Annotated in this window: 24 protein-coding genes; 18 read left to right on the plus strand and 6 right to left on the minus strand. The window is 36.0% G+C overall.

Annotated features, from left to right (window positions below; all coding sequences use genetic code 11):
- Nucleotides 1-479: 479 nt before the first annotated feature.
- The 3 genes from ACIQ2D_RS03050 to ACIQ2D_RS03060 are packed head-to-tail and all read right to left on the minus strand — an operon-like array spanning nucleotide 480 to nucleotide 4,156.
- Nucleotides 480-1,592 (minus strand): Ger(x)C family spore germination protein, encoded by a 1,113-nt coding sequence (locus ACIQ2D_RS03050; protein WP_402859218.1) that lies wholly within the window; start codon nucleotides 1,590-1,592, stop codon nucleotides 480-482.
- Nucleotides 1,589-2,668 carry a GerAB/ArcD/ProY family transporter gene (locus tag ACIQ2D_RS03055; RefSeq protein WP_402859221.1) on the minus strand — a complete coding sequence of 360 codons (1,080 nt, stop codon included), beginning with the start codon at nucleotides 2,666-2,668 and terminating at the stop codon, nucleotides 1,589-1,591. The genes ACIQ2D_RS03050 and ACIQ2D_RS03055 overlap by 4 nt, the downstream gene beginning before the upstream one ends.
- Before the next feature lie 30 nt (nucleotides 2,669-2,698).
- A complete protein-coding gene (locus ACIQ2D_RS03060) occupies nucleotides 2,699-4,156 on the minus strand; it encodes a spore germination protein (RefSeq protein WP_402859224.1) in 1,458 nt (485 codons plus the stop codon).
- Between the two features lie 489 nt (nucleotides 4,157-4,645).
- Between ACIQ2D_RS03060 and ACIQ2D_RS03065 the strand changes: the two genes are divergently transcribed.
- The 5 genes from ACIQ2D_RS03065 to ACIQ2D_RS03085 all read left to right on the plus strand — a co-directional run bounded on the left by ACIQ2D_RS03065 (nucleotide 4,646) and on the right by ACIQ2D_RS03085 (nucleotide 8,639).
- The gene (locus ACIQ2D_RS03065; RefSeq protein ID WP_402859227.1) at nucleotides 4,646-5,059 is read left to right on the plus strand and encodes a GNAT family N-acetyltransferase; all 414 of its coding nucleotides are present in this window, start codon (nucleotides 4,646-4,648) and stop codon (nucleotides 5,057-5,059) included.
- 342 nt (nucleotides 5,060-5,401) lie between these two features.
- Nucleotides 5,402-6,286 (plus strand): hypothetical protein, encoded by an 885-nt coding sequence (locus tag ACIQ2D_RS03070; protein ID WP_402859230.1) that lies wholly within the window; start codon nucleotides 5,402-5,404, stop codon nucleotides 6,284-6,286.
- Between the two features lie 94 nt (nucleotides 6,287-6,380).
- On the plus strand, nucleotides 6,381-7,142 hold the full coding sequence (locus tag ACIQ2D_RS03075; RefSeq protein ID WP_402859233.1) for a formate/nitrite transporter family protein: 762 nt from the start codon (nucleotides 6,381-6,383) through the stop codon (nucleotides 7,140-7,142).
- A gap of 1 nt (nucleotide 7,143) precedes the next feature.
- The gene (locus tag ACIQ2D_RS03080; protein ID WP_402859236.1) at nucleotides 7,144-8,226 is read left to right on the plus strand and encodes a saccharopine dehydrogenase NADP-binding domain-containing protein; all 1,083 of its coding nucleotides are present in this window, start codon (nucleotides 7,144-7,146) and stop codon (nucleotides 8,224-8,226) included.
- Between the two features lie 38 nt (nucleotides 8,227-8,264).
- Complete coding sequence (locus tag ACIQ2D_RS03085) at nucleotides 8,265-8,639, plus strand: hotdog domain-containing protein (RefSeq protein WP_402859239.1); 375 nt, start codon at nucleotides 8,265-8,267, stop codon at nucleotides 8,637-8,639.
- A gap of 37 nt (nucleotides 8,640-8,676) precedes the next feature.
- Here ACIQ2D_RS03085 and ACIQ2D_RS03090 read toward each other — a convergent pair whose 3' ends face one another.
- On the minus strand, nucleotides 8,677-9,936 hold the full coding sequence (locus ACIQ2D_RS03090) for an MFS transporter (RefSeq protein ID WP_402859242.1): 1,260 nt from the start codon (nucleotides 9,934-9,936) through the stop codon (nucleotides 8,677-8,679).
- A gap of 211 nt (nucleotides 9,937-10,147) precedes the next feature.
- On the opposite strand from ACIQ2D_RS03090, the gene ACIQ2D_RS03095 reads away from it, so the two are divergent.
- The 10 genes from ACIQ2D_RS03095 to ACIQ2D_RS03140 all read left to right on the plus strand — a co-directional run bounded on the left by ACIQ2D_RS03095 (nucleotide 10,148) and on the right by ACIQ2D_RS03140 (nucleotide 19,019).
- Entirely contained in the window at nucleotides 10,148-10,603 is a 456-nt protein-coding gene (locus ACIQ2D_RS03095; protein ID WP_402859245.1) for a MarR family winged helix-turn-helix transcriptional regulator, read from the plus strand.
- A gap of 36 nt (nucleotides 10,604-10,639) precedes the next feature.
- Complete coding sequence (locus ACIQ2D_RS03100) at nucleotides 10,640-11,674, plus strand: DUF1835 domain-containing protein (protein ID WP_402859248.1); 1,035 nt, start codon at nucleotides 10,640-10,642, stop codon at nucleotides 11,672-11,674.
- Between the two features lie 277 nt (nucleotides 11,675-11,951).
- Nucleotides 11,952-12,392: a LytTR family DNA-binding domain-containing protein gene (locus tag ACIQ2D_RS03105; RefSeq protein ID WP_402859251.1), complete on the plus strand. Its 441-nt coding sequence runs from the start codon at nucleotides 11,952-11,954 to the stop codon at nucleotides 12,390-12,392.
- Nucleotides 12,393-12,404: 12 nt separating this feature from the next.
- Nucleotides 12,405-12,887 (plus strand): DUF3021 domain-containing protein, encoded by a 483-nt coding sequence (locus tag ACIQ2D_RS03110; RefSeq protein ID WP_402859254.1) that lies wholly within the window; start codon nucleotides 12,405-12,407, stop codon nucleotides 12,885-12,887.
- Nucleotides 12,877-13,602, plus strand: coding sequence for an ABC transporter ATP-binding protein (locus ACIQ2D_RS03115; RefSeq protein WP_402859257.1), 726 nt, complete (start codon nucleotides 12,877-12,879; stop codon nucleotides 13,600-13,602). The genes ACIQ2D_RS03110 and ACIQ2D_RS03115 overlap by 11 nt, the downstream gene beginning before the upstream one ends.
- Nucleotides 13,602-14,327, plus strand: coding sequence for an ABC transporter permease (locus ACIQ2D_RS03120; protein ID WP_402859260.1), 726 nt, complete (start codon nucleotides 13,602-13,604; stop codon nucleotides 14,325-14,327). The genes ACIQ2D_RS03115 and ACIQ2D_RS03120 overlap by 1 nt, the downstream gene beginning before the upstream one ends.
- 90 nt (nucleotides 14,328-14,417) lie before the next feature.
- On the plus strand, nucleotides 14,418-14,843 hold the full coding sequence (locus tag ACIQ2D_RS03125; RefSeq protein ID WP_402859263.1) for a GatB/YqeY domain-containing protein: 426 nt from the start codon (nucleotides 14,418-14,420) through the stop codon (nucleotides 14,841-14,843).
- A gap of 256 nt (nucleotides 14,844-15,099) precedes the next feature.
- Nucleotides 15,100-17,097 carry a methyl-accepting chemotaxis protein gene (locus ACIQ2D_RS03130; RefSeq protein ID WP_402859266.1) on the plus strand — a complete coding sequence of 666 codons (1,998 nt, stop codon included), beginning with the start codon at nucleotides 15,100-15,102 and terminating at the stop codon, nucleotides 17,095-17,097.
- A gap of 311 nt (nucleotides 17,098-17,408) precedes the next feature.
- Nucleotides 17,409-17,978, plus strand: coding sequence for a TetR/AcrR family transcriptional regulator (locus tag ACIQ2D_RS03135; protein WP_402859269.1), 570 nt, complete (start codon nucleotides 17,409-17,411; stop codon nucleotides 17,976-17,978).
- Nucleotides 17,979-18,065: 87 nt separating this feature from the next.
- The gene (locus ACIQ2D_RS03140; RefSeq protein WP_402859272.1) at nucleotides 18,066-19,019 is read left to right on the plus strand and encodes an SDR family NAD(P)-dependent oxidoreductase; all 954 of its coding nucleotides are present in this window, start codon (nucleotides 18,066-18,068) and stop codon (nucleotides 19,017-19,019) included.
- 340 nt (nucleotides 19,020-19,359) lie between these two features.
- On the opposite strand, the gene ACIQ2D_RS03145 is transcribed toward ACIQ2D_RS03140, so the two are convergent.
- Both ACIQ2D_RS03145 and ACIQ2D_RS03150 read right to left on the minus strand, forming a co-directional pair.
- Nucleotides 19,360-20,625: an MFS transporter gene (locus tag ACIQ2D_RS03145; protein WP_402859275.1), complete on the minus strand. Its 1,266-nt coding sequence runs from the start codon at nucleotides 20,623-20,625 to the stop codon at nucleotides 19,360-19,362.
- Between the two features lie 146 nt (nucleotides 20,626-20,771).
- The gene (locus ACIQ2D_RS03150) at nucleotides 20,772-21,527 is read right to left on the minus strand and encodes an SDR family NAD(P)-dependent oxidoreductase (RefSeq protein WP_402859278.1); all 756 of its coding nucleotides are present in this window, start codon (nucleotides 21,525-21,527) and stop codon (nucleotides 20,772-20,774) included.
- A gap of 401 nt (nucleotides 21,528-21,928) precedes the next feature.
- Between ACIQ2D_RS03150 and ACIQ2D_RS03155 the strand changes: the two genes are divergently transcribed.
- The 3 genes from ACIQ2D_RS03155 to ACIQ2D_RS03165 all read left to right on the plus strand — a co-directional run bounded on the left by ACIQ2D_RS03155 (nucleotide 21,929) and on the right by ACIQ2D_RS03165 (nucleotide 24,828).
- Nucleotides 21,929-22,249: a winged helix-turn-helix transcriptional regulator gene (locus ACIQ2D_RS03155; protein ID WP_402859281.1), complete on the plus strand. Its 321-nt coding sequence runs from the start codon at nucleotides 21,929-21,931 to the stop codon at nucleotides 22,247-22,249.
- Between the two features lie 261 nt (nucleotides 22,250-22,510).
- Complete coding sequence (locus ACIQ2D_RS03160) at nucleotides 22,511-24,241, plus strand: ABC transporter ATP-binding protein (protein ID WP_402859284.1); 1,731 nt, start codon at nucleotides 22,511-22,513, stop codon at nucleotides 24,239-24,241.
- A gap of 50 nt (nucleotides 24,242-24,291) precedes the next feature.
- Entirely contained in the window at nucleotides 24,292-24,828 is a 537-nt protein-coding gene (locus ACIQ2D_RS03165) for a GNAT family N-acetyltransferase (protein ID WP_402859288.1), read from the plus strand.
- Nucleotides 24,829-25,050: the final 222 nt, after the last annotated feature.

A 25,050-nucleotide genomic window follows, 5' to 3' on the forward strand; every position in this document is an offset into this window, starting at 1 on the left:
TTAATTTCTATTCTTGTTCAATTACATAAGACGAAAATCACAGATTTGCAACTTAGTAAAGTCAAAAATAACTTTCTTATAAAATAGCATTATCCTAAAAAAAATTCAATTAGGAGAGGTCAGAAAAATATTAAAAAAATGTGACAAGATCAGCTTTGGTTTGTGAATAATCCTATTTAAACTAATGAGGCGATTGTTCATTAAGAGCTGTTGCTTTAGAGTGAATTGTAGGGGGCAAATAAGAAACGCACTAAGATATATCACAATGAACCGTACCACAAATAAGTGCGGTTTCTAAGGTTCTACATCAAAACAGGTTCTTGACTTAAAAACTATGTAAGCACATGGAATGGAAGGCGGCGACTCCTTGGGGATTAGTGAACTGCACCCCAATTGTTAGACACACTAACTAACAATTGGAGGTGCAGTTCAGATTTTGGCTGTTTGTTCACCATTTAAATAATGCACATAATAACATATTAGTTTAAAATTCCTGTACTAATAATGGACGTATCGACTTTGAAATCGAATTTTAGCTTACTAATCGTATCTGCTGTCATTTTTTTCGTCCATTTTCCATCGTAATACATTCGGAAATATTCACTTAAACCAATGGGGTCAATTTTTTGTTCCTTAATTTTATCTAGAAATTCGGTAATGTTTTGCTCCAGTTGTTTACTGATATCATTTTCAAGTTTAGATAAATTATCCAAAGTATTTAGAGTATTATATCTTGCTCCTTTATACTCTACAAGGGTACCTTTAACATTCAATGATATTGTTAGCTTTGGGGATTTTATATTTTTATTGCTTTCTATGTGTACTTTACTTTTTACTAAATCGAGCATTATTTTTTCGGTACCATGACCTTGGTGTAATTCTAGAGATAGGGGGGCAAGTTTATCTTGTTGTTGTAAGTCTTGTATAATGAGTGCTTCGTCTGGTGGTATAGTTTCAAACATGTTTTTATTTTTAAATAAAGCAACGCCTATAATTTCAATATTCTTTTCTTTTATTTCAATGACAGGCATGATTGGATCAAATACTGGATTTGTAGCAGTATAGATAAAATCGTGAATATTTGTATTTGGATTAAAAGCAGTATTGATGGTAGGCTCTAATAAATCATTTAAGTAAAAATTAATATTTGGTTTATCTGGAAATTTAGCATTAAGTAGTTCCTCCGCATTCCCTTTTACAACCGCTATTAGTACTTTATCGCCTGACTCAGGGTTTCTATATAAATACTCTAAAACTTTCTGTACTTTTCCTTTTCTTGCAAATTCCTCATTAATAAGAATTACACGTAATTGGTTGAAAAGAATTTTCTTATCTGAAAGAGCTTCTATATCGACGATCCCTTTAGAAATTAAGTCAGTAGGAACGGAGAAAACTTGAGTATCCTCCTGTGCATCAGGAGAATACTGGGGAATTGCAACACTTAATTTCACGCTACCTTCATCAATGTAGTCAAATGCCATAATACCAACCAAACCTATGTCTTCCAATGGGGTCTTTACTCCCTTTTGTGAACAGCCAGCTAAAAAAGCAATAAAACATAAAGTAGTGATTAATAGTAATTTTCTGTTCATGGCTGCACCTGCTTTTTTCGAAGTAAATAGACGATATTTAAAAACAAAGGCCAAATGATTAACACATAAGCAAGATAATTATTTCCTGTAAATAATTTTTGTTGAAATACATTAGGTAATTGCAATATTGCGATTAGGAAAATAATGGTAGCAAGAATATATATATAATATTTCTTTTTTTTAGAGAATAAAGATTCCATGCCTTTCTTTGCACTCCATAAATAGACTGCAACGGTTGTTAATATTACAAATACCCATAATGTTACACCAAGAATATCGAACCTTTCTACAAAAGAAAGCTCTCCAGCTTTAAATACATTTAATAAAGAATACTCAATATGTTTCAATTGCCATTCTGAGAAATACATAACGCTCACTATGACGGTGATATAACAAAGACATATACTTATCCAAATACCTATTGTTGCATGTTTAAATGCTTTTTTTTGATCTTTAATATACGGAAAATAAAACATGATTAATTCATAGCCTAAAATGGTTAGATAGCCTGTTTTAAAGGCATCAAAAAATTCACTACTATTGAAATTAAATAAAGGTAAAAAATGACGTATATCACCTTTTTCAATGGCCCAATTGGTAAAATAAAAAATACCTATTGTTAAAAAGAAGGCTAGTATACAAAATCTTGCAATAGATTTTATCCCGCCATTTACGATATAAATAAGTAATAGAAGTAAAAGGAGAATAGGTATAGTAATAGTTTGTTCAGGGAGAGCATTACTTTGTATAAGATGCATGTATTTATTAATAACCCCCGAAATTAACAGAGTGAAGTGAAGGATTATCAATAAATTGACAACTTTCCCTACCCCTTTCCCCAATAATAGTTCATTAATACGAAATAAATTTTCATTAGGATACTTAGTGTTAAGCCAGATCATCGGCCAAAGTGTTAAGGTTGCAATGGACCCAAATAAAAGTGGGAAGATTATTTGACTATAGCCTACTGCGCTAAGATCTCGAGGTAGCGTGAGTATTCCAGTACCAACCATTGCACTTTGCACCAAAAAAATAACATGATAACGATTCAATATTTTCTTATTGTGTGTACTCATATAAAACTACCCCAACTTCCGTAAAACATTTTACTTTTTCTGTGCTCTCGAAATTCCCTTTCGATTTTTAATATATTCCAATGGAAAACGAATAACACTATCCAATAAATCCGTAGCTTTCCGAGGAATTAAAGGAGTCATATATGGCGTTCCTAAAGAATTTAAACGTAATAAATGAGCGAATAGCCAAGCGAGTGCTAACATTTGACCAAACATCCCAAACAAACCTGCAGATAGAATGAAAATATAGCGGATAAATCTACTAGTGTTACCCATTAAAAAAATGGGTGGGAGAAAAGAAAGTAACGCGGAGGCGGCAACTAACACAATAAGAATATTACTAACTAGTCCAGCTTCTACCGCAGCGGTGCCAATTACAATACCTCCAACGATACCAATCGTTTGCCCGACTTTTGTAGGCATCCGCGATCCAGCTTCCCTTAATACCTCTATGATTAATTCAATAAACAAAACTTCAAAAAGTGGTGGGAAAGGTACTTTACTTCTCGATTCTTGTAAATTCAATAAAAGCTCATAAGGGAGAAGCTCTGGGTGAAACGTTAAGGCAGAGATATAAGCAGGTGTTATCATGATTGTTAAGAAAAAGCCAAAAAACCGAAGTATTCGAAGTAAGGACGCTGTTGTCCAACGGTTGTAATAATCTTCAACTGAAATAAACATTTCAAAAAATGATGTAGGGCAAACGATTGCTGCTTGGCTATTGTCCATAAAAATAATGATTCTTCCATCAATAAGATACTGACTAATACTATCAGGTCTAACACTCATATAATATTGTGGAAAAGGAGATAAAGGATTATCTTCAATAGCTTGCATTAACTGTGAGATATCCGTAAATATCGGATAGTGAACCTTATCTAATCGTTCTCTCAACGTATCTAAATTTTCCTTATTTACGAGATCTTCAATATACATAATGGTAATTTTAAAGTTAGAGTCGGTTCCTAATATGCGATCTTCGTTTTTTAGCATCGGGTTTCGAATCCGTCTTCTTACCAACGAAATATTAGTTTCTAACGATTCTGTAAATGCATCTTGTGGTCCGATTACTGTTGATTCAGTTACTGTATCTGTTATCGCGCGTGTGGGAGCACTATAAGTATCAATAGATAGTAATTGATGTGTTTTTTGAAAATACATCAGCGTATGACCACCAGCGAGTTTTGCTACAACTCCCTTAAAGTCCTTTAAATCAACTGTTTCTGATAATTGATGAATTTGATGGATATGAGAACATAGTGGAACTAATACGATTTCTTGAAGCGTCATCTTTTCTACAAGTGAAGCAGAATTGATAATAGTCACTTTACCTTCACTTGTAGAGACATCTTTGAATACAACGTCCTGAATATCTTTTGTAAGCTCTTTTAAAGCTTTAACCGTTTCATCAGCTAACACACCCTCAACAGTAGGGGGCTTTTTATACAGCTGATCACCTTTCGTGGTACGTACCAACTTATATTTCAAAAGTACCACACGCCTTTCTATATATAGATGAAATTAGATTATCCATTTTTTAATAAAATATGTACTAAAGTTATAAACAAATCTTTTTGGCAAACATTGTTGCAAGAAAAAAATCCAAGCTAGTAGCTTTTTAGAGCATCTACTTTCTTGGAATAATTAAATAAAATTATTAATCTTTATTCAAAATCATTAATATAAGTCCGAATAATCCTACCCTAGTGAGTGAACTTACAGTGAATCTCCATGAAAATTAATCAAAGAGTAAACAAGCACCATACTAGAAAGATTTCCGAGAGATATGCCTACCATATATTTTTTATGTTAGAAACTTTATTGCAACGAAGAATTAGCACTGTTTAGCTCAGTGTACCTAAATAAAGAACCTAATTTATTTAGAAGGAAGGTGCATTTGTAAAATAATACAAATTAAATTGAATTAATATAATTTATAATGTATATTTATACAAGTGATATTGAGGAGGTTGGTGTATGGACTACAAATTAAGCGATAAAAACCCTTCATTTGATGAGTATCAAACTTTACACAAAACTACTGGCTGGAATGCGAAAGAGCTATATACGTATGACCAACTGTATCAAGCGATTTGCAATAGCTGGTGCAGTATTTCAATCTATGATGGCACAGCATTAATTGGGTATGGACGTATTATTTCGGATGGCATTTATCAAACGTTTATATGTGACGTCATGGTTCATCCTGATTATAAACGACAGGGAATTGGCACAAAAGTGATGGAAGCCTTACTTTCGCATTGTAAACGTCAGGAAATAAAATGGATTCAATTATCCTGTGCAAAGGGGAAACAGCAATTCTATCAAAAACTTGGATTCGCTGAACGAGATCCTGGTGCGCCAGGGATGATGTTGTTTATGGTTAAATAGGATTTCGTTGTATAAGTGTTTGAAATAACCCAAAAATAATTGAGGCGAATCTGCTCGCTTTTATAGGCCTGGTTTCAGCCTTCACATCACTTGTAATCCTATTCGGTCTTCAGCTCAAGCTATTCAAACAGGAGTCTTGCGCTATCACCTTATACAATAGCGAAAAAGCAATTCGACTTGAAATCGAATTGCTTTTTTTTTACTTTTGGGACAGCCGATTTCACTATGTTGAAAAATATTTACACACAAATTTGAGGCAGTGAAATTTTTTTAAAATCAATGTCCCCCTTTCTATTATTTCTTTGTATATAGTGAAAAACAAGATTTGGGGGAGGAATGGATATGGGAGGTTGGATTAAGTTACATAGGAAAGTGCTAGACAATGAAATTTGGTGTGATGTGACGGTGTTTCGGTTGTTTACGTTGTTGATGTTAAAGGCGACCCATCAAGAGATGAAAGTAAGGGGACAAACGTTAAAACGTGGCCAATATGTGCGTTCATATAGCAAACTTGCAGAAGATCTGGCGTATAAGGAAGGACGAGGTTTGAAGACAATGTCGAAAAGTACAGTCATGCGTGCAGTGAAAAAACTAGTGGGAGCAGGGATGCTAGACGTCAGTGAGACGGAATACGGAACACTGTTTACCGTTGTCAACTATGATATGTATCAGGGGATAGGTACAAGTACGTCAAACGACCGTGACACGATGTTGGCACGAACGATGAATATCACTGAAACGAATGCTGGATCAAAACAAGCATTAAATGAATTGCAAGAAAGAAAAGAACATCAGGAACAATATCATATAGAAGATGGCACATTGTCACAATTACTAATGGAAAGTACATCATTAGCTAACTTGTTTATTATGGAAATTCAAAAAAATGATCCAAATTTTAAGATGATGAATAAGATGCTGTGGGCACAACAATTACAAACATTTATGCAAGAGCAATCGCGAACTTGTGAGGAAGTAGCAGCTGTTATACGCTTTGCCCAGCAAGATGAATTCGAGCGTGCTATAGTGTTAAGTCCCCATAAGTTAATAGAACGTTTTACCTCATTACTTTTAAAAATGCGAAAGAGTAAGAAACCTGTAAGACGGGTAGAAGTAGTACCAGAGTGGTTCCATGAGCGCCACGCACAACCGATTTTGGTTGAAGAGCCACCAGAGATGGACTTCGAAGCCGAACGTGCAAAAATAATGAAAAAATTGAATAGGTAAAAATTTCATAAAATATTATTTTGAGGATGCCTGAAATAAGTTATGCTAGTAATAGAAAAGTAAGTTTGTAAGTATGGAGAGGGATGGATTTTTTATGAAAGAAACTATACTTGCGATAAATGCTGTGGCAGAAACGAAAGTGCAGATGATGAAGAAAAGGCCTGTCAATTATTTCTCACAAACCATTTTAGGTGGATTGTTTATTGGCTTTGGCATTTTACTCATTGTGTCGATAGGGGGTTTGCTTGATCCTGCGAGTATACCTAGCATGAAAATTGTTCAGGGCCTGTCATTTGCGGTAGCACTGAGTATGGTGATGATGGCTGGGGCAAATTTGTTTACCGGTGATAATTTGGTGCTGACTGTTAGTACACTAGCAAAAAAGACGTCACCTGTAGAAATGCTAAGTATATGGATGTTTAGCTACGTTGGAAACTTTTTCGGCTCACTGTTTGGAGCAATATTATTTTTTTATGCGGGTCTTGCAGTTGGGGAAACGGCTAATTATATTGAAAAGCTTGCAACGGTGAAGATGAATGCTGGATTTGTGGAGCTGCTCTGTCGAGGGATATTATGTAATCTACTTGTTTGTTTGGGCGTATGGTGCGGCTATAAATTGAAAAGTGAGACAGCTAAAATAATGATGATTTTTTGCTGTGTTTTTCCGTTCATTACTTCAGGATTTGAACATAGCGTTGCGAATATGACGTTATTTGCTCTAGCGATGATGATTCCACATGGCGAGCTCGTATCGTTTAGTGGTATGATTGCAAATTTAATACCTGTAACGATTGGCAATATAATCGGTGGTGCTATCATTGGATGTGTATATTTGATGAATGCGAGGGACAAGTAGGATGGAGAACGGTTGTATCCAGAAAAAAGTAATGGTTGTAGGTGCTTCTGGCGTTCTTGGTAAATTAGTATGTATAGAATTGCTTCGAATATTTGATACGCAACTAAACCTAATAGTGACAGATTATAAAGAAGATCGGGGAAAGAGATTTGCAGAATCGCTTAACAGAGATGTTAAATTCGAATGTTTAGATGCGACTAATGAAAAAAATGTAAAGAGGGTTGTCAAAAATGTCGACATAGTAGTTGTTGTGTTAAAACAAGATACGCCATATATTCAAAAAGCCTGTATAGATAACCGAATCCTATGTATCGATGTCACACCCTTTGCTCAATTTATAGGGAAAATAAAATTATTACAGCAAGATGCTGAAGAAAATAAGGTAGGTTCTATTGTAATGTCTGGATTTTTTCCAGGGTTATCTGGATTGATGGTGCATAAAGCTATTACTGGTTTTCAGCAGATTGATGAAGTAAATATTGGCTTGCTACAGAATACCAATGCCAAAGCTGGCATATCCGGTATTTTGGACATGTTAAAAATCATTTCTCAGCGCGTTAAGGATGATACAAGCAATCTACCTGGGTTTTCGATAAAAAGAAAAATGTATTTTAATGAGCCATCCAATGAAAGAGAAGTGCGATTAATTGACCATGCAGAAAAAGGTTACCTAAACCAAATGTTAAACGTGAAAACAATAAATTACTGGACTTCTTGGAATCAACCCTTTTTCAATAAACAAATTTCATTGCTTAAAAATCTAGGCATAATTGAAATCATACTTAAACTTAATAATAAAAAATTTCTTTCGAAGATCGTTAAACATAAACCTAAAAAAGACGAAAATGCCTATTTAACTGTTGAAGTAAAAGGAATAATTGATCATAAGGAAAGCATAAGAACTTTATTCTTATCCACCTTTTCGGATTACCATACAACGGCAATGGTAACAGCTGCTTTAGCAAAAGTTGCCGTACATAAAAAGATTGAAGGTGTAGTTTATCCTTTTGAAATAACTAATATTGATGAACTATTTGCTGAAATAAACTGTAAAGAAATCATTTTGAAAGATGTTATTAAATGATAAGCTTACAGTAGCATGAAAACAAAGGGGAGATGGGTATGACGTTAAAAGTAGGAGATATCATTAAGTTTGAACGAACTTTCACAGTAGAGGATGTTGAAATGTTTACAAAGGTTTCGTGTGATGAGGGCTCACATCATATCACCCCTGATGAACAGGGAAGACTTATAATTCAGGGATTACTAACGGCTACATTACCAACAAAAGTAGGCGGCGATCATAATGTACTCGCTCGTACTATGAATTTTGAGTTTTTAAGACCTGTATTTACAGGAGACACAATTATTTGCGAAGTAACAGTTGAGAAATTCGATAAGCAGGATGAACGAACAGCTATTATTACCTCTTTTTTATGTAAAAATCAGCATGACAAAGAAGTATTGAAAGGGAATTTTTCGGGAGTCATACTATAATCTCTATATTCTAAAATAAAAAAGTGGAACACAACCTTTAAGCTTGTTGTGTTCCACTTATTTTCTGCTTTTTGACGATTATTACAAATAAGCTTGCCACTACACAGAAAACGCCAGCCAAGAAAAATGCCCATGTGTAAGTATCGAAATATTTATAGATGAGCCCCCCTCCAAAAGCAGCTACAGCAGCCCCAGCTTGATGAGATGCAAAAATCCATCCATATATAATGCCACTTTTTTTCGTGCCAAAAATTTGTCTAGAAATACTAATAGTTGGTGGGACTGTTGCAATCCAATCTAATCCGAAAAAGATCGTAAAGATAATGAGTAACGTATAGGAGCCATTCATTAATGCGTATGGGAGTAATACAAGAGAAGTTCCTCGTAACATGTAGTACCAAAATAATAACCATCGATTATCGAAACGATCGGACAACCAACCGGATATTGTTGTTCCAACTAGATTAAAAATACCCATAAAGGAAAGCAGCGAAGCAGCTGTAACTAAAGGAATGCCAAAACTAATACAATAAGACACAAAATGTGTACCAATCAATCCACTTGTAGAGAGCCCGCAAATAAAGAAACTACCAGCCAATAACCAGAATTCTTTCACTTTTACTGCTTCAAATAAACCATTAAAAGCAATAAGTATAGGGTTTTTTCGTGGACCGTCATTCTTTTCTTCGACTTCTTTCTCAAGTCCATAAGGGAGGAGACCGACATCCTTAGGCTTATTTTTCATGAACAATAAAATAATGATAAACATGACGGAACTTAGGAACATGATTAAACCGATTGCCCAACGCCATGAATAATTTTCAATGATAATCGCAAGTACTGGGAGTAGAACTAGCTGACCTGTCGCTGTACTCGCTGTTAGTATTCCTACTGCAAGTCCTCTTCTTTTCTCAAACCAATTATTGGCTACGTATGGACTTAAAACGGTTAAAAAGAGGCTTGAGCCTAGGCCAATTATTATGCCCCATATGATGATGAACTGCCATGTTTGGCTCATGACAAGGGTTAGTGTAATCCCTATAAGTAACGTTGTCATAGCCATCAACATCATTTTCTTTAACCCAATGACCTCGAGTAATGCTGCCATAAAGGGACCGGAGATACCATATAAAAAAAGACTAATTGCAAAAGCAAGTGCTATAAAAGATCGGTCCCAGCCGAATTCATTTTCAAAGGAATCTATAAAGACGCCAGATGAAGACATGGTGATTCCTGCTACAATAATGGAGAAAAATGTTATGACTAAGATGAACCAACTATAGTGAACACGCTTCATAATTACACCCCCTGAACCAATGTATGTATATACATGTATCGTGTTTAACGGAAACGGATATTTTCTATTTTTGTAAAATATATGTATATACATATATAATGATAGTAACTGGTCTATTATCTGTCAATGGATAATTATCTGTCTATTTAAATTGATGAGTTTAGTGTTAAGATAATATTGAACTTACGTGGTTTGAAAGGAGATCTGTGAAATGAGTACAGAGTTTAATGACATCGACTATTTACAAATTTGTGTGTGTGCAAACCTTAGAAGAAAAACAAGAGTTGTCACTCAGCTTTATGACAAGTTGCTTCAACCGGCGGGGTTAAAAGTCACACAATACTCAATGTTGGCAAATATTGCGCTGCAGAAAGCCGTCTCAATCAGCAGATTAGGTGAGATTTTGCTACTTGATCAAACGACTGTTACTCGTAATGTGAATGTATTGAAACAAAGTGGTTACGTCTCGGTTACGAAAGATAAACAGGATTCTAGAACGAAAATTATTTCTCTAACGGATAAAGGTATTGAAAAATTAAATGAAGCAAGGCCGATTTGGCAAGACATACAAGAAAAAATTATCAATGACATTGGTTTAGAAAAATATAAGGATTTTTACGAAACACTTAAAAGTATCCAAAAAATTATTAAAATATATGATAGTTGACTAACTGTACAGAGTAAGTATGAAGGGGTGGGGGATTTGGAAAATATAAATCAATTGAAGCAGGCGATAAAAAGGCTAGATGAAGCGGATGCAAAGTCGATGCTTGTCCTATTGTTATTAAATAGTAAGGTGAGTGAAGAAAATGTACGTGATATGCAACAATCTATTATAAAAATGGCAGAGGAAAAGCAAGTCACTAAAAATGCACAAACGGTACACATTGTCTTTGGTGATTCTCCAGGTGGGAGCTTAAAGGCAGCATTTCGTGATACGGACTATGAAAAAACGGAAGATTTAATTATTCTACCGGATAACTTTTCAGTTGGTCCAGTGAAGGATCTTCATAGTGTAGAGGGAATTAAAGCTCGTTGCATGTGGTTTCATGAACGATATTTTACCCAAGATAATGATCTCGAGCAATTTAAGCAAGGTATGTTAGATGCCGTAAAAAGAGTGAAGAGCATTCCTCCACATCAAGATATTGTCATTTGGACTGGTCAAAATGCACATGAGCAAACAGGTTTACTTCTCGTTTTAGCAATGCTCAAGGACAAGCTGAATTCGGTATTCGTTCTCGATACATTTACGGCGTTTCATGACATCCATATATATCCTCAATTAGCCGAGGAGAATTATCCTAGATCAACTGGGGAAATGGCTTCCGATAATCTACGGCTTTTTTATGAACAATTTGAATTGCGCCCATTAAAAAATGCGAAGCGACAGTCACTATGTGAGGAAGGTTTACGGATGCTCATGGACGAGGACAAAATCATTCGAACATGGGAGCATCAAGAGCTGTGGCATACCCAGGATGAGAGCCGGGATGATTATTATATTATAGAATGTGCCAAGCGCATGTATTTGGAAGAAGGTGAGGTTGAATATAGGAAGGCAGCTCGTTTAATTGGGGAAGTGCTTGGGCATATGGTGCAATATAGGGGAGACGAATGGTTAGAATATCGTCTACGCCGTTTAATTGAACAAGGTGTTTTTACTTATAAAGGTAATTTAAAAGCTATGCGTTATTACGAAGTGAAATTGAATGATGAGTACTTGACGAATCATTAATTTTGGATGTTTCGACTTCTAAAAAATCGTTGGTAGAATGAATACTAGGTTGAAGCTATGTTTTTTTTCTAGTTTTTGAGATATTCATAAAATACATAGATTAACTGAGCACACGAAGTTGACGTTCGTGTGTTTTTTTGTCGTAAAGACAAGTAATAGGTTGCAGAATCCATCGCCTTTAGACCAGTTATCGTGCGAAAACGACCATTTACAGAAAATCCATTTACAGGAAGGTGTAAAATTTTTATAGTTAGTACAAATGAAAGGATGTGGTGAAGTGAAGTTCGAAGTATCGATAGATCCATCCTGCAAAGAACCAAAAATTATTATTATAACCGATAAAATGTCGGATGAGATAAATGTAATCATGGAGCGATTATCGGAAACGCATACTGATTCATTAGCTGTATTTTCAGAACGAGAAGTTGGAATTGTCGAGTGCAAGGAGATCATTCGAATTTATGCGGAAAAGCAAAGGGTGTTTGTTCAAACCTTACAAGGAATATATACAGTACGTGCAAGGTTATATGAGCTGGAAGAAAAATTGGATAGCCAATTATTTGTGCGTATTTCCAATTCTGAGATTGTTAACAAGAAAAAGATTAAAAGTATGGACATAAGCATGACGGGGACAATTGGCGTGTTGTTAAAAGGTGATATTCAAACATATGCATCTCGCCGATATGTCTCCAAAATCAAAAAATTATTCGGAATATGAGGTGAGGATATATTGAAAAAACTACTTACCCGAGCTGCGGGGGGCTTCGCGTTAGGTATTTTAATCGGGCAGGTTGTGCAAATAAGTATTTCACTGAAACTAGGGCAGGGGCAGTTTATGCCTGTTACCCCTGACTTTGCTGCTTTATTTGAGCAAGAGACGACAGCTGTTATCACTCAACTCGTGCTGACAGGTGTGATTGGCTTAACGTTTGCAATGAGTGGTACCATCTTTGAAATCGCCAAATGGGGCTTATTGAAACAGTACCTTATACATTTTTTCATAACGGCTATGGTTTGGGTACCTGTTGTGACATTCTGCTGGATGCCTAAGAACATGCTGAGTATCTTCATTTATTGCGTTAGTTTTTTAGGAACGTATTTGATTACTTGGATTATACAATACACCATTTCCAGAAAGGATATTCAGCAGATTAATGCCATGATCAGGGCGAATAATGATGAAGAGACAGGAGATGAAATCGATGTCAATTGAATTAGAAAACCTCACGAAGCGGTATGGCGAAAGAAATGCGGTAAATCAATTATCACTTTCGATTCAACAAGGTGAGTTTTTTGCACTCCTTGGGCAAAATGGTGCAGGAAAAACCACAACGATTAGGATGCTGTGTTGTTTACTATCTCCGACAAGTGGCGATGCAACGATGTTAGGAGATAGTGTTGTTGGGAATCCGTCGGCGGTTAAACAAAAACTCAATGTATCACCACAAGAGACGGCAGTTGCTCCGAATCTTACTATACAGGAAAACCTTGAACTCATTGCGCGAATCTATGGGTGCAATAAGCAGCAATCACAGTTGAAAGCTATTGAGATGATGGACGTATTTGGGTTGACAGAACGGGCGAAGAATAAAGCAAAAACACTATCAGGCGGTCTGCAACGGCGGTTAAGTATTGCGATGGCGCTTATCTCAAATCCAGAAATTCTTTTTTTAGATGAGCCAACACTAGGGCTAGATGTACGAGCTAGACGCGAGCTGTGGAATACTTTAGCCGCACTAAAAGGGAAAATTACTATTATTTTAACGACACATTATTTGGAGGAGGCTGAAGCGCTAGCAGACCGAATTGGTATTATGCACGGTGGGAAATTACATGCGTTTGGCACAGTGGAAGAACTCAAAGAATCCACTGAAAAAGCAACACTTGAAGATGCCTTTTTACTATTAACGGAAGAGGAGGGAGCATAATGAAATCAGTAGCATTTGCTGAGCGTAACCTAAAGGAGATTATTAGAGATCCGTTAACGCTACTTTTCGGTATTGGACTTCCAGTAATCATCATGTGGCTGTTTTCAGTCATGCAAAAAAATATGCCGTTTGATTTATATAGCATTGAAAGTTTAACTCCAGGTGTAATTGTCTTTAGTTTCTCGTTTATTACGTTGTTTTCAGGAATGCTCTTAGGTAAAGATAAAAGCAGTTCATTTTTAATGCGGATCTTCGCATCTCCAATGTCTGCAGGAGATTTTATCGTTGGTTATACACTACCGTTATTACCAGTAGCTATTTTTCAAATTGTAGTGTGCTTTTTATCCGCATTTGTTTTAGGATTAACTTTGAATGTTGAAATCTTGGTTGCGCTAGGTGTGTTAATGGTCATTGCTATGCTATATATCGGATTTGGCATACTCCTAGGAACGTATTTTACTGACAAACAGGTAGGAGGGATTTTCGCCATCTTCGTCAATTTAACAACGTGGCTAAGTGGTACATGGTTTGAACTAGATATGATTGGTGGTATGTTCAAAACCATTGCATATGCACTCCCATTTGCTCATGCAGTCGATGCCACAAGAGCAGTACTGACAGGAGAATACGGTGATATAGTTGTTCCTCTCTTATGGGTAATCGGCTATACAATACTAATATTTTTTATTGCGGTGATGGGATTTAAAAAGAAAATGAAAAGCTAAAGTGTTGTTGTAAATGAATCACCCTCAAGTAGTGAAATGGCTTATTGTGATACAATAAGGACGTTAAAACGTCTTGAAGGAGTGTAATCCATGTTAAAAACGGAAGTATTTGAACAACTAAAAAAGGCAATGAAAGAAAAAGATGTACTTGCAAAAGGTGTACTAACACTTGTCAAATCAGCATTAGATTCGGCGGAGAAAGAAAAGGGCGAGACGTTGTCTTATGACGAGGAACTAGCAATTATTAACCGTGAAGTAAAGCAGACAAACCAAGCGTTAGAAGGTGCGCAATCAGCTGGTCGTTCAGACCTGATTGAAAAAGAGGAAGCTAAGTTAACGCTATTAAAATCATTCTTACCTAAGCAATTGTCAGAAGAGGAAATTGTAGAAAAGTTAACAGCAGCAGGTGTGACAAAGGGCATGAATATGGGTGACGCTATGAAAATTGCCAAACCATTATTAAATGGTCAGGCAGAAGGCGCTGCAATTTCAAAAGTTGTGAAAAGCTTAATCTAAAATAGAGAAAATTTTTGGGTAAGAGATCGGTATTATATCGGACTCTTACCTTTTAATTTTGCCTCAATTCGTTATTTATTGTAATAAATGCTGTTCATTATCATTGGTATGCGGAGGACATAATATTTTTAACTAAACATTATGTCTATTCTTAATTATATTATTAATCGTAATAGGGTTAACTAAATGACAAATCAGCCGAAGTTGTTAATGGAATAGTATTTTAAAATAACGAAAGAGAAGGTACTGAATACATATGTTTACATCCATCAAAACTAAAATTATTATGATCGTTATGGTTTTGTTCATTTTTGGCATAGTGTCAATGACTTTTATAAGTAGTACACAAGTTAAAAATACAACTGAAAAAAGCGCTGTCGATTCAAGTGCAGCACTTATCAAAGAAATTAGCTATGTTATTGAAAATTATCTAGGTCAATATGGTAAAGCTATCGAGCAAATGTCCACGACGTCTTCTGTGGTTAATTTTTCAAACCTCGCTAAAGATGCTTCTACTATCAGCTCCTCACCTGAATTGGAGCAAGAATTCAATAGTTTCCTTAGTAATTACGAAAACACAGCATCCATCTATATGGCTTTTCCTACAAAGGACATAGTAATTTTGCCTAAAGCAGACTTAAGTTCGATTGTTGATCCTACAACACGTGAATGGTATCAAAATGCAATCATACAACCAGATACTGTCCAATGGTCTAAACCGTATACAGACTCGGCAACAGGTGAATTTGTTATCGCTGTTTCCAAGGCTGTTCAAGAGAACGGAGAAGTTGTCGGCGTTCTTGCCCTTGATATTAATCTTGAAGCATTAGCAAAAGAGATAGAATCTAGTGATGTCGGCTATGGTGGTTTTCCTATGGTACTAGATACGGAAGGTACAGTTGTAGCACATCCATATAGTAATGGTGAAAATTTCATGGAAATGCCCTTTATCGCAGCTATGTATAAGGAGGGGAACGAGCATAATACTTCTTACTATAGCTATGAAGGTGTTGACTATGTGAATGTTCACAGAACTCTTCCGGAACTTGGATGGAAGATTTCCGCGATCTATCAAGAGAAAAATATTAATGCAACAGCATATGAATTACGTAATTTGATGTTCGCAATGGCCCTTGTTACATTAATTTTAATTTTCGTAGCATTGTATATTGTTATTATTAAAATAACTAAGCCAATTAGTACTTTAAAAACATTGATGAATTCTGTAGCACAAGGTGATCTTACTGTCCGCTCTGATTTTAAAACTAAGGATGAGATTGGTGACCTCGGTAGAAGTTTCAATAAGATGATTGACAATACGAATGCCATCATCACCGTTGTAAGTAAATCTGCTTCTAATGTTCGTGCAAGCTCTGAAAGTTTAAGTGCTGTGGCTGAAGAAACGAGTGCATCTAGTGAAGAAATTGCCCTTGCAGTGACGGAAATTGCGGACGGTGCATCGAAATCAGCCCAAGATGCAGAAATTGTTACAGAGCGTGCGGAGCTTCTTGGACAGCAGATTAACAAAATCACATCGAAAGCGGATGAAATGTCATCTATTTCTCTGGAAGCGGGGAATATGAATACAAATGGACGAGAACAAATGTTACAGTTGAAACAATCTTTTATTGATTGGGGAACTAATTTACAGTCCATGTCTGATGTTATTAGCACATTGGAAACAAAGGTGAAGGCTATCGGTGGTGTTATGGAAACTATTACAGAAATTTCATCACAAACGAACCTTCTTGCATTGAATGCTAGTATTGAAGCTGCGCGTGCTGGGGAACATGGTAAAGGATTTGCTGTGGTTGCAGCGGAAGTGCGTAAACTTGCTGAACAATCGGCACGTTCTACAGAAGAAGTAAAAACAACGGTGCTAGAGCTACAAGCTGAATCTAGATTGGTAACACAGCAAATGAGTGATACACGTGAATACTTCCAACGTCAAGGAACAGTAGTGGATGGTACAGAAATCACTTTTGGAGAAATTTCTACGTTAATGACAGAGATGCAAAGTGCTATTGAAGCAATTAATATAGAAATCCAAAGAGTAGCAATGTATAAAAATGATGTCTCAGACACTATCCAAACGATGGCAGCAACATCGGAGCAAACGGCTGCTGCTTGTGAGGAAGTTAGCGCTTCAACAGACGAACAACGTCACGCTAATCAGTCAGTAACGAACGCCGCTGAAATATTGACTGGCCTGAGTGAAGAATTGAGTTTATCTGTTAATCGATTTAAGGTCTAATAGAAATAAATAGTATCTGGTTATACAGAGAATATGAACATTATAGATAGCAAAAAAACCATACTTAATTGAGAGTATGGTTTTTTTGATTTATTTGAAGCTAAAAAAGCCTTTGATTAAGTAAGGAGAAGTTTATCACATTGCTGTGCTTAATCAAAATCATAATCTGGTAGCTTTTTTTAGTACATTGAGGGGAATGAAGTAATCTTGTTTTAGTGGTAAAGCTTTGAATGGAAATCCCCTTGTATTGCCAAAATAATTAGAAGGTAATATACTATTAATTAACCAGTGGTCAGTTGGAGGGGGAAGTCATGTCACCACGTAAACCATTATCACAAGAATTGACAAGAGAAATGATTATAGGAGAAGCACAAACGCAGTTTAACGAAAAAGACTACCACCAAGTATCTATGCGTAGTATTGCGAAAGAGCTTGGATGTAGTCATGGTGCTATTTACTACTACTTTAAAAATAAAGCTGAATTATTTTACGCGATTATTGAAGAATATTTTGCACAATTGAATAGGTTTTTAGATGAAACAGTAAATGGCACGGAAGATAATCAGACCAAACTTTATCATGTCTTCCTGGGCTTTATGGAATTTGGGTTAAATAATCAGAGCCAATATGAATACATGTTTATGCTGAGGAGTGTTGAAGTAGATGGTCTATCCCAGGATGCGGCAAATCTCAGCTATGAAAAATTCGCAAAATCTGTTCAATCTTTATCCGATGATGAATTGATAATTTCAGATATTTATTCTGCATTTATGGCGTTACATGGCTTTGTTTCTCATTATCGGGGATACGTTATGAGTTTTGAGGAAGCGAAAGAAGCCGCACAATTACATGCTAAATTTCTTGTTAAGGCGTTAGCTTAAGTAAAGAGCTCTAGATTGTTTTTCAGAATCTAGAGTATGTTTTTGTATTGTATTGACCGGTGGTTAATTAAAAGGGGAATAATGATTATGAAAAAAGTGTTAGTAGTAGGTGCATCAGGTGGAATGGGTTATGCGCTTGTTTGTGAGTTAGCGTCAAGAGATATACAGGTAATTGCGTTTTCTAGAGGAAAAGAGAAACTAGTATCTCTTTTTCAACAGCAAAAGAATGTCACTATTTTTGCAGGGGATGTATTAAACAAACAAGAAATGTTAGAAGCTGCACAAGGGGTAGATGTTATTTTTCACGCAGTAAGCTTCCCATATCAAGAATGGGATCACAAACATTTAGAGTGCATAAATATAATGATTGAAGTGGCAGAAATGCAACAGGCAAAGATTGCACTTGTAGATAATATATATGCTTATGGTCGTCAAACTACACGTACTGTGACAGAGCTGGCACATAAGAATCCGCACACGAAAAAAGGGAAAATTCGTCTTGTTATGGAAAACAAATTAAAGGGAAGTGGTGTTCCTTCATTAATTGTTCATATGCCTGATTTATATGGACCAAATGCAGAAAATACGATTCTCTTTGGAACATTAAAAAACGTCGTTCAACATAAAAAGGCTAACTTTGTTGGAGATATGCAAGTGGCAAGAGAGTTTCTTTATACATTCGATGGAGCAAAGGCAATGGTAGAACTTGCTCTTCGTCCAGACACATACAATCAAAACTGGAATGTCCCAGCAGTTCACCCGATTACTGGGGAAGAGCTAATGACGATTGTCCGTAAAATAACAGGATACCAAAAAAGTATACGTAATGTTTCCAAAGGGATGATTCGTTTCATCGGTATTTTCTCGCCCTTTATGAAGGAGATGGTGGAAATGATGTATTTAACGGAGGAACCTGTGTTATTAAGTGGAGAAAAGTATGAAAAAGAAATTGGAGCTTTACCAGACACTTCTTTTAGTGAAGGTTTGCATCAAACGTTAGAATGGCTAAAAAAAGATAATAACGAACAAAGTGACACATAAAATATGTATCTATTACAGAAATCTAAATAAGGATAGTTATATATTCTGTCAATCAAAAATTCTGTTGCATTATTAGTAAATTAGTTAAGTTTTTTATTCTTTGCGAGGGAACTTCATTTGAATTGTTGGCGTCTAATGAAGTAAAATATAAAAAAATAGGGGTTTAAAGCTCTGGAAATCAAAATAGCCACCCTCCCTAAAGTACTTTTGCAAGTAATTTAAGAAGGATGGCATCTGTTTTACAACAGTGAATATTGTTATAGTACAAAATGTCATCTAATTTTCACAGTTGAACATAATATACTATTCTATGTTGTGTTAAAATAATCTTATAAAATGATTATTTCCATAGACCTGCTTTTTCTAATTTCTTTTTACCTTTAAATGCTACGAATACTAATACTACATTGATTACTAACATAGCAGCAATTGCGTATAGCACTGATGTATAACTACCTGTTAATTCGAATACGAAGCCATATCCAGGTAATGCAACAATACCAGCGATTGCTAAACCAAGAGCAGCAGTAGCGTAGATTTGAGCGTAATCTTTAAGACCGAATAAAGATGATGTTAAAAGTGGTACTAATGTTCCAAGAGATGCTACAACAAAACCATAAATACCAATTGCTAGATTAAACATTAATGGATTCTCTGGAACTGTTAATAGAATAGCAATTGGAACTAAACCTAATAGCATAGCGAAGACCGCTGTATTTTTCGCACCAATCTTATCACTTAAAATACCGAAAGCAAGTGCACCGATTAATACACCGATTTGCCAACCGCCCATTGCAGACCCAGCAAATTTAATATCGTAGCCTAAACCCATTGCGAATGGTGCAACGTGTTGACCGAAACTACTGATCGCTGTGATAAAGAAGAAGAATAATAATAATGCATAAAATGCGCTAGATTTTTTTGCTACAGCAGCAGTAACACCGCTAACTTCTTGTTGTTGAGAAGAAGCTGCATTGTCTGCTTGTACTTCATCACTACCTAATGGTTGTAAGCCTTTTTGTTGAGGAGCCATGCGAATTGTTAATAAAATGACTGGCACAACAACTGCCATTACACCAAGACCTAATGCGAAATAAGTAATTCTCCAACCTTCGTTAGCGATTAAGTTACCAGCCATTGGTTGAAGGATTGCACCGAAAATACCACCTGAAGCTACCATAATACCCATTGCTAAACCACTATGCTTTTTAAACCAGTTATTGATTAATACTGGACCAGCAATTTGTGTAATGAAAATTGAACCGATTGACATTGGGATACAGAATAGGTACCAACCCCATACAGAGTTCATTAATCCAAACATGGCAAATGCGCCAGCTTGTAAGATTATTGACGTTACTAATATTACTCTAATATCGTATTTCGCCATTATTTTACCCGCGATTGGTAAGAAAATCATTGTGACAATGGAGGAAATACTAAAGTATAATGTTAAGCTTCCCATCCCAATTCCTAAATCTTCTGTGACAGGTGTTAAAAATAATCCACCTGCAGTCATGATACCGCCTTTTGCCAAGCCGACCATAAGCGCTACGCCTAATAATAACCACCATGCATAATGGATTTTTTTCTTTTGTTGAGTCATGATGAACTCCTCGATTCAATGTTTATTTGTTGACCATTTTGATTATTCAAAATGGTGCTTGTTACATATACTAGTTTTTTGTGAGATAGATAACTGTTTATAATTTGGATGCCCTTTAACAAAAGGGCATCCTTTTATAAGAGTTATTAGCGTAATTTAACTGATCCGCCATCTACCATGATTGTTTGACCCGTAATATAAGCCGAATCTTCGCTTGCTAAGAATACTGCAACGCGACCGATATCATCTTCAACTTCACCTAGTCTTCTTAGAGGGATTTTAGAAAGCATTCCTTGGTAATATTCTGGATTTTCTTCTGCCCATTGGATCATACCTGGTGATTTAGCGATTGGTGCAATGATGTTTACGTTGATGCCAAATGGACCAAATTCATTTGCTGCCACACGTGTAATACCACGAATCGCTTCTTTTGCAACTGCATAAGAAGCTTGGTTAACATCACCGTTAATGCCAGCGCCAGATGCGAAGTTGATGATATTCCCTTTTGATTCTTTTAAATATGGTAGTGCAGCTTGCATTAAGTAGAATGTTGGATAGAATCCAGTATTAAATGATAAATCGAAATCTGCTTGTGTTGTATCAGCAATCGAGTTCATTCTTGATGCATGTGCATTATTTACTAGAATATCTAGTTTGCCGTATCTCTCGACAACTTGCGTTACAATGTTTCCTAGTTTATCGTGCTCAGCAAGGTTTGCTTGGATGAACATAGATTCTGGTTGATAAGCTTGTAATGTCTTAACAGTTTCATTTCCTACTTCTGCATTTAAGTCCACAATTACAACTGTTGCTCCCTCTTTTACAAAGGCAGTTGCCATTCCCATACCGATGCCGCCTGCGCCACCTGTAATAATTGCTACTTTTCCATCAAGTTTTTTCATAATTAGTATCTCCTTTATCAATACATAATTGTTATGTACCCAACAACCCTATTGAGTTTTATTAAAATTGCCTATCAATTTATCATTTAATTTGAACTGAAGAAATTTCTTTAAGGTCAAATTAAATTTTTATGAACGTATTCATAAAAGATAGTAATTCCAATTTCGACGTCACTAAATTGAAACACTTAAGTAACTTTTTGCACACAAGTAACTTTTGGTTTACAAGTAAACTATATGTGCAACTATAACTTGAATACTATAATGTGTCAATAATATGAACTTAATTATTTTAGTAACTTTAAATAGAAAGAATCTTATGATAAGATTTAAGAAATAGTTACTTTGTTATAAAAAATTACCATATTACAAAGTATCCGTTTAAAAAGGGGGCGTTAGAATTGAATGAAAAGCAAAAGGGTGAAGTAGTTTGCAACAAAATTGAAGTAGCTTATCACATTATAGGTAAAAAATGGATGTGTTTAATTATTCATTCTTTAATGGAGGAACCAAAAAGATTTAGTGAAATATGTTCTTTGATTCCAGAATTAAGTAAACGCGTACTAACTGAGCGGATGAAAGAGCTTGAAGATTGTGGCATTATTTTGCGCAACATCATTACAGATCGTCCTGTACGTTCTGAGTATTCCTTAACGAGAAAAGGGCATGATTTAGGACTTGCTCTTCTAGGGGTGGAATCTTGGGCTGAAAAATGGTTGTAAATTGAATAACTACTTAAGATCATATATGCGTAATAATTATTTCATTTAAAATTATCTGAATTTTGATAGTTGATTTTGAAATTTTAATATGTTTTATAAAGAGAGATTCTTTATTTTGTGAAAATGTTAGTAACGAAACTGACATTTTGCAAGTAGGACTCTTTTTTTTATGCTCTTTGCTGGTAGTTGGGGGCGCATTCGTGCATTTCTTCTATTAACTACTTATAATTGCTCTATATCGCTAAGATTGGAGTTTGGTTTATGGAGCAACAAAATAGTTTAAAACCTTTTCTAAAACTGATTATGTCAACGAAAATTCCGAAGGTTGCGCTAACACTGGGCTTAGTAGCAAGTGTTATAACGACACTTGCTGGGTTGGTTGTTCCGATTTTAACGAAGGAATTAGTAGATGGCTTCTCTGTGTCTTCATTAAGCATTCCTTTAATCGTTGGAATTGGTGTAGCCTTTATTGCACAAGCGATCATTAGCGGAATTGGGACGTATTTACTGAGTTCAGTTGGTCAAAAAGTGGTGGCACGGCTACGGGATCGCATGTGGCTAAAGATCACCCGTTTGCCTGTAAGTTATTTTGATAAGGGGTCGAGTGGTGAAACGGTTAGCCGAATTGTCAACGATACAAGTATAGTTAGAGAGTTAATTTCAGATCATTTCCCAAGTTTTATTGGGGGTATTATCTCTATTTTTGGAGCAATTACGATTTTACTCATTATGGATTGGAAAATGACCCTCATGATGTTAATCGCAGTTCCTATTGTAGTAGCAGTGATGACACCTTTAGGGAGACAAATGGTGAAAGTTTCGAAGGGAATGCAGGATGAAACCGCGAATTTTTCAGGGGCAATTCAGCAAACTTTAAGTGAAATACGTTTGATGAAATCATCAACTGCAGAAGAAAATGAAGAAACAAAAGGGTTAATTGGTATTCAGAAATTATTGCAATATGGGTTGAAGGAATCTAGAATTACGGCTTTCATTGGACCACTTATGTATTTAGTAGTCATGGTTGTAATTGTAATGATAATTGGTTACGGAGGCATGCGAGTTGCAAATGGAACGATGTCGACTGGGTCACTTGTCGCATTCTTATTGTATCTTTTCCAAATAATTTTTCCGATTACATCATTTGCTATGTTTTTTACTCAGCTACAAAAAGCAAAAGGAGCTACAGAGCGAATTATTGAGATATTAGATATACCGGTAGAAGAGGGGCAAGAAGGGGTAGAAATGGATATTTCCAATAAACCAATTCGAGTACAGGCAGTGTCATTCGGTTATGATGATGAAAATACTGTATTGCAGAATGTTTCATTTGAGGCAATGCCAGGGCAGATGATTGCATTTGCAGGTCCGAGTGGTAGTGGTAAAACGACTATGTTTGGCCTACTTGAACGATTTTATGAGCCTACTTCAGGTAATATTTATATTGGGGATACACCGATCAATCAGTTGTCGCTTGCCTCGTGGCGCAGCCAAATCGGTTATGTATCTCAAGAAAGTGCGATGATGGCTGGTACGATCCGTGAAAATCTATGTTATGGTTTAAGTGCCTCAGACCAAATTTCTGACGAACGCCTATGGGAAGTTGCCAAAATGGCTTATGCTGATCAGTTTATTAAAGAATTCCCAGAAGGATTAAATACAGAGGTCGGTGAGCGTGGTGTCAAATTGTCAGGTGGACAAAGACAGCGTATTGCGATTGCACGTGCATTTTTGCGAAATCCAAAAATCCTAATGATGGATGAAGCAACAGCAAGCTTAGATAGCCAATCAGAGGGAGTTGTGCAGCAAGCATTATCACGATTAATGGAAGGACGCACAACTTTCGTCATCGCCCATCGATTATCAACCATTGTCGATGCAGACAAAATTATTTTTATAGAAAAAGGACAAGTGACGGGTACAGGAACTCACCAAGAATTAACCCAGACACATACATTATATCGTGAATTCGCTGAGCAACAATTGGCGTAAAAGGGGTGCAACTGCATCCCTTGTAACACTAAAATTCAGGAGAGACAACTATGAATATTACCATTAGACAGGAACATATTGAAGATTACACAACGACAGAAAAAGTTGTAGAGACTGCCTTTAAAGGTATGGAAATGAGCGATGATAAGGAACATGAACTAGTAGCCAGAATTAGAAGAGCAGAAGTTTTCATCCCAGAATTATCTTTAGTTGCAGTTCACGAAGATACAAAAGAAATAATTGGGCACATTTTATTATCTAAATTGAAAATTGCAAATCAAGAACATGCTGTAGAGTCGCTTGCTCTTGCACCAGTTTCAGTTCTTCCTGAATATCAAAACGAAGGAATAGGGAAGCGTTTAATTCATGAAGCATTACACAAAGCAAAGGAACTTGGTTACCAATCTGTTGTTGTCTTGGGACATCCAGAATATTACCCGAAGTTCGGCTTCAAGAAAGCTTCATTGTGGGGTATAAAGCCACCATTCGAAGTGCCTGATGAGGCATTCATGGTATTGCCGTTAGAAGAGCATGCCTTAGACAATGTTTCGGGTGTTGTCGAATATCCAAGTGTATTTTTTGAATAAAAGGAGGCTCGATGATTCGTACGTTAAAAACGAGCGCAATTTCTCCTTTGCAAAATACGTAAGAACAGGTTGTCCTTAAGTGAGCATTTTACTCACTTTTGGGCAGCCTTATTTTTGTGTGACAGGATTGGTGATAAGAAGGAAAATCGGCATTTTTCCTGTGTTTTTCCACGCTAAAAAATGATGGGAATTTGAATTTTGCTAGGGGTTTTCTTGAAAGAA

Source organism: Lysinibacillus sp. NPDC097287 (assembly GCF_044761695.1).
Lineage (GTDB): Bacteria > Bacillota > Bacilli > Bacillales_A > Planococcaceae > Lysinibacillus.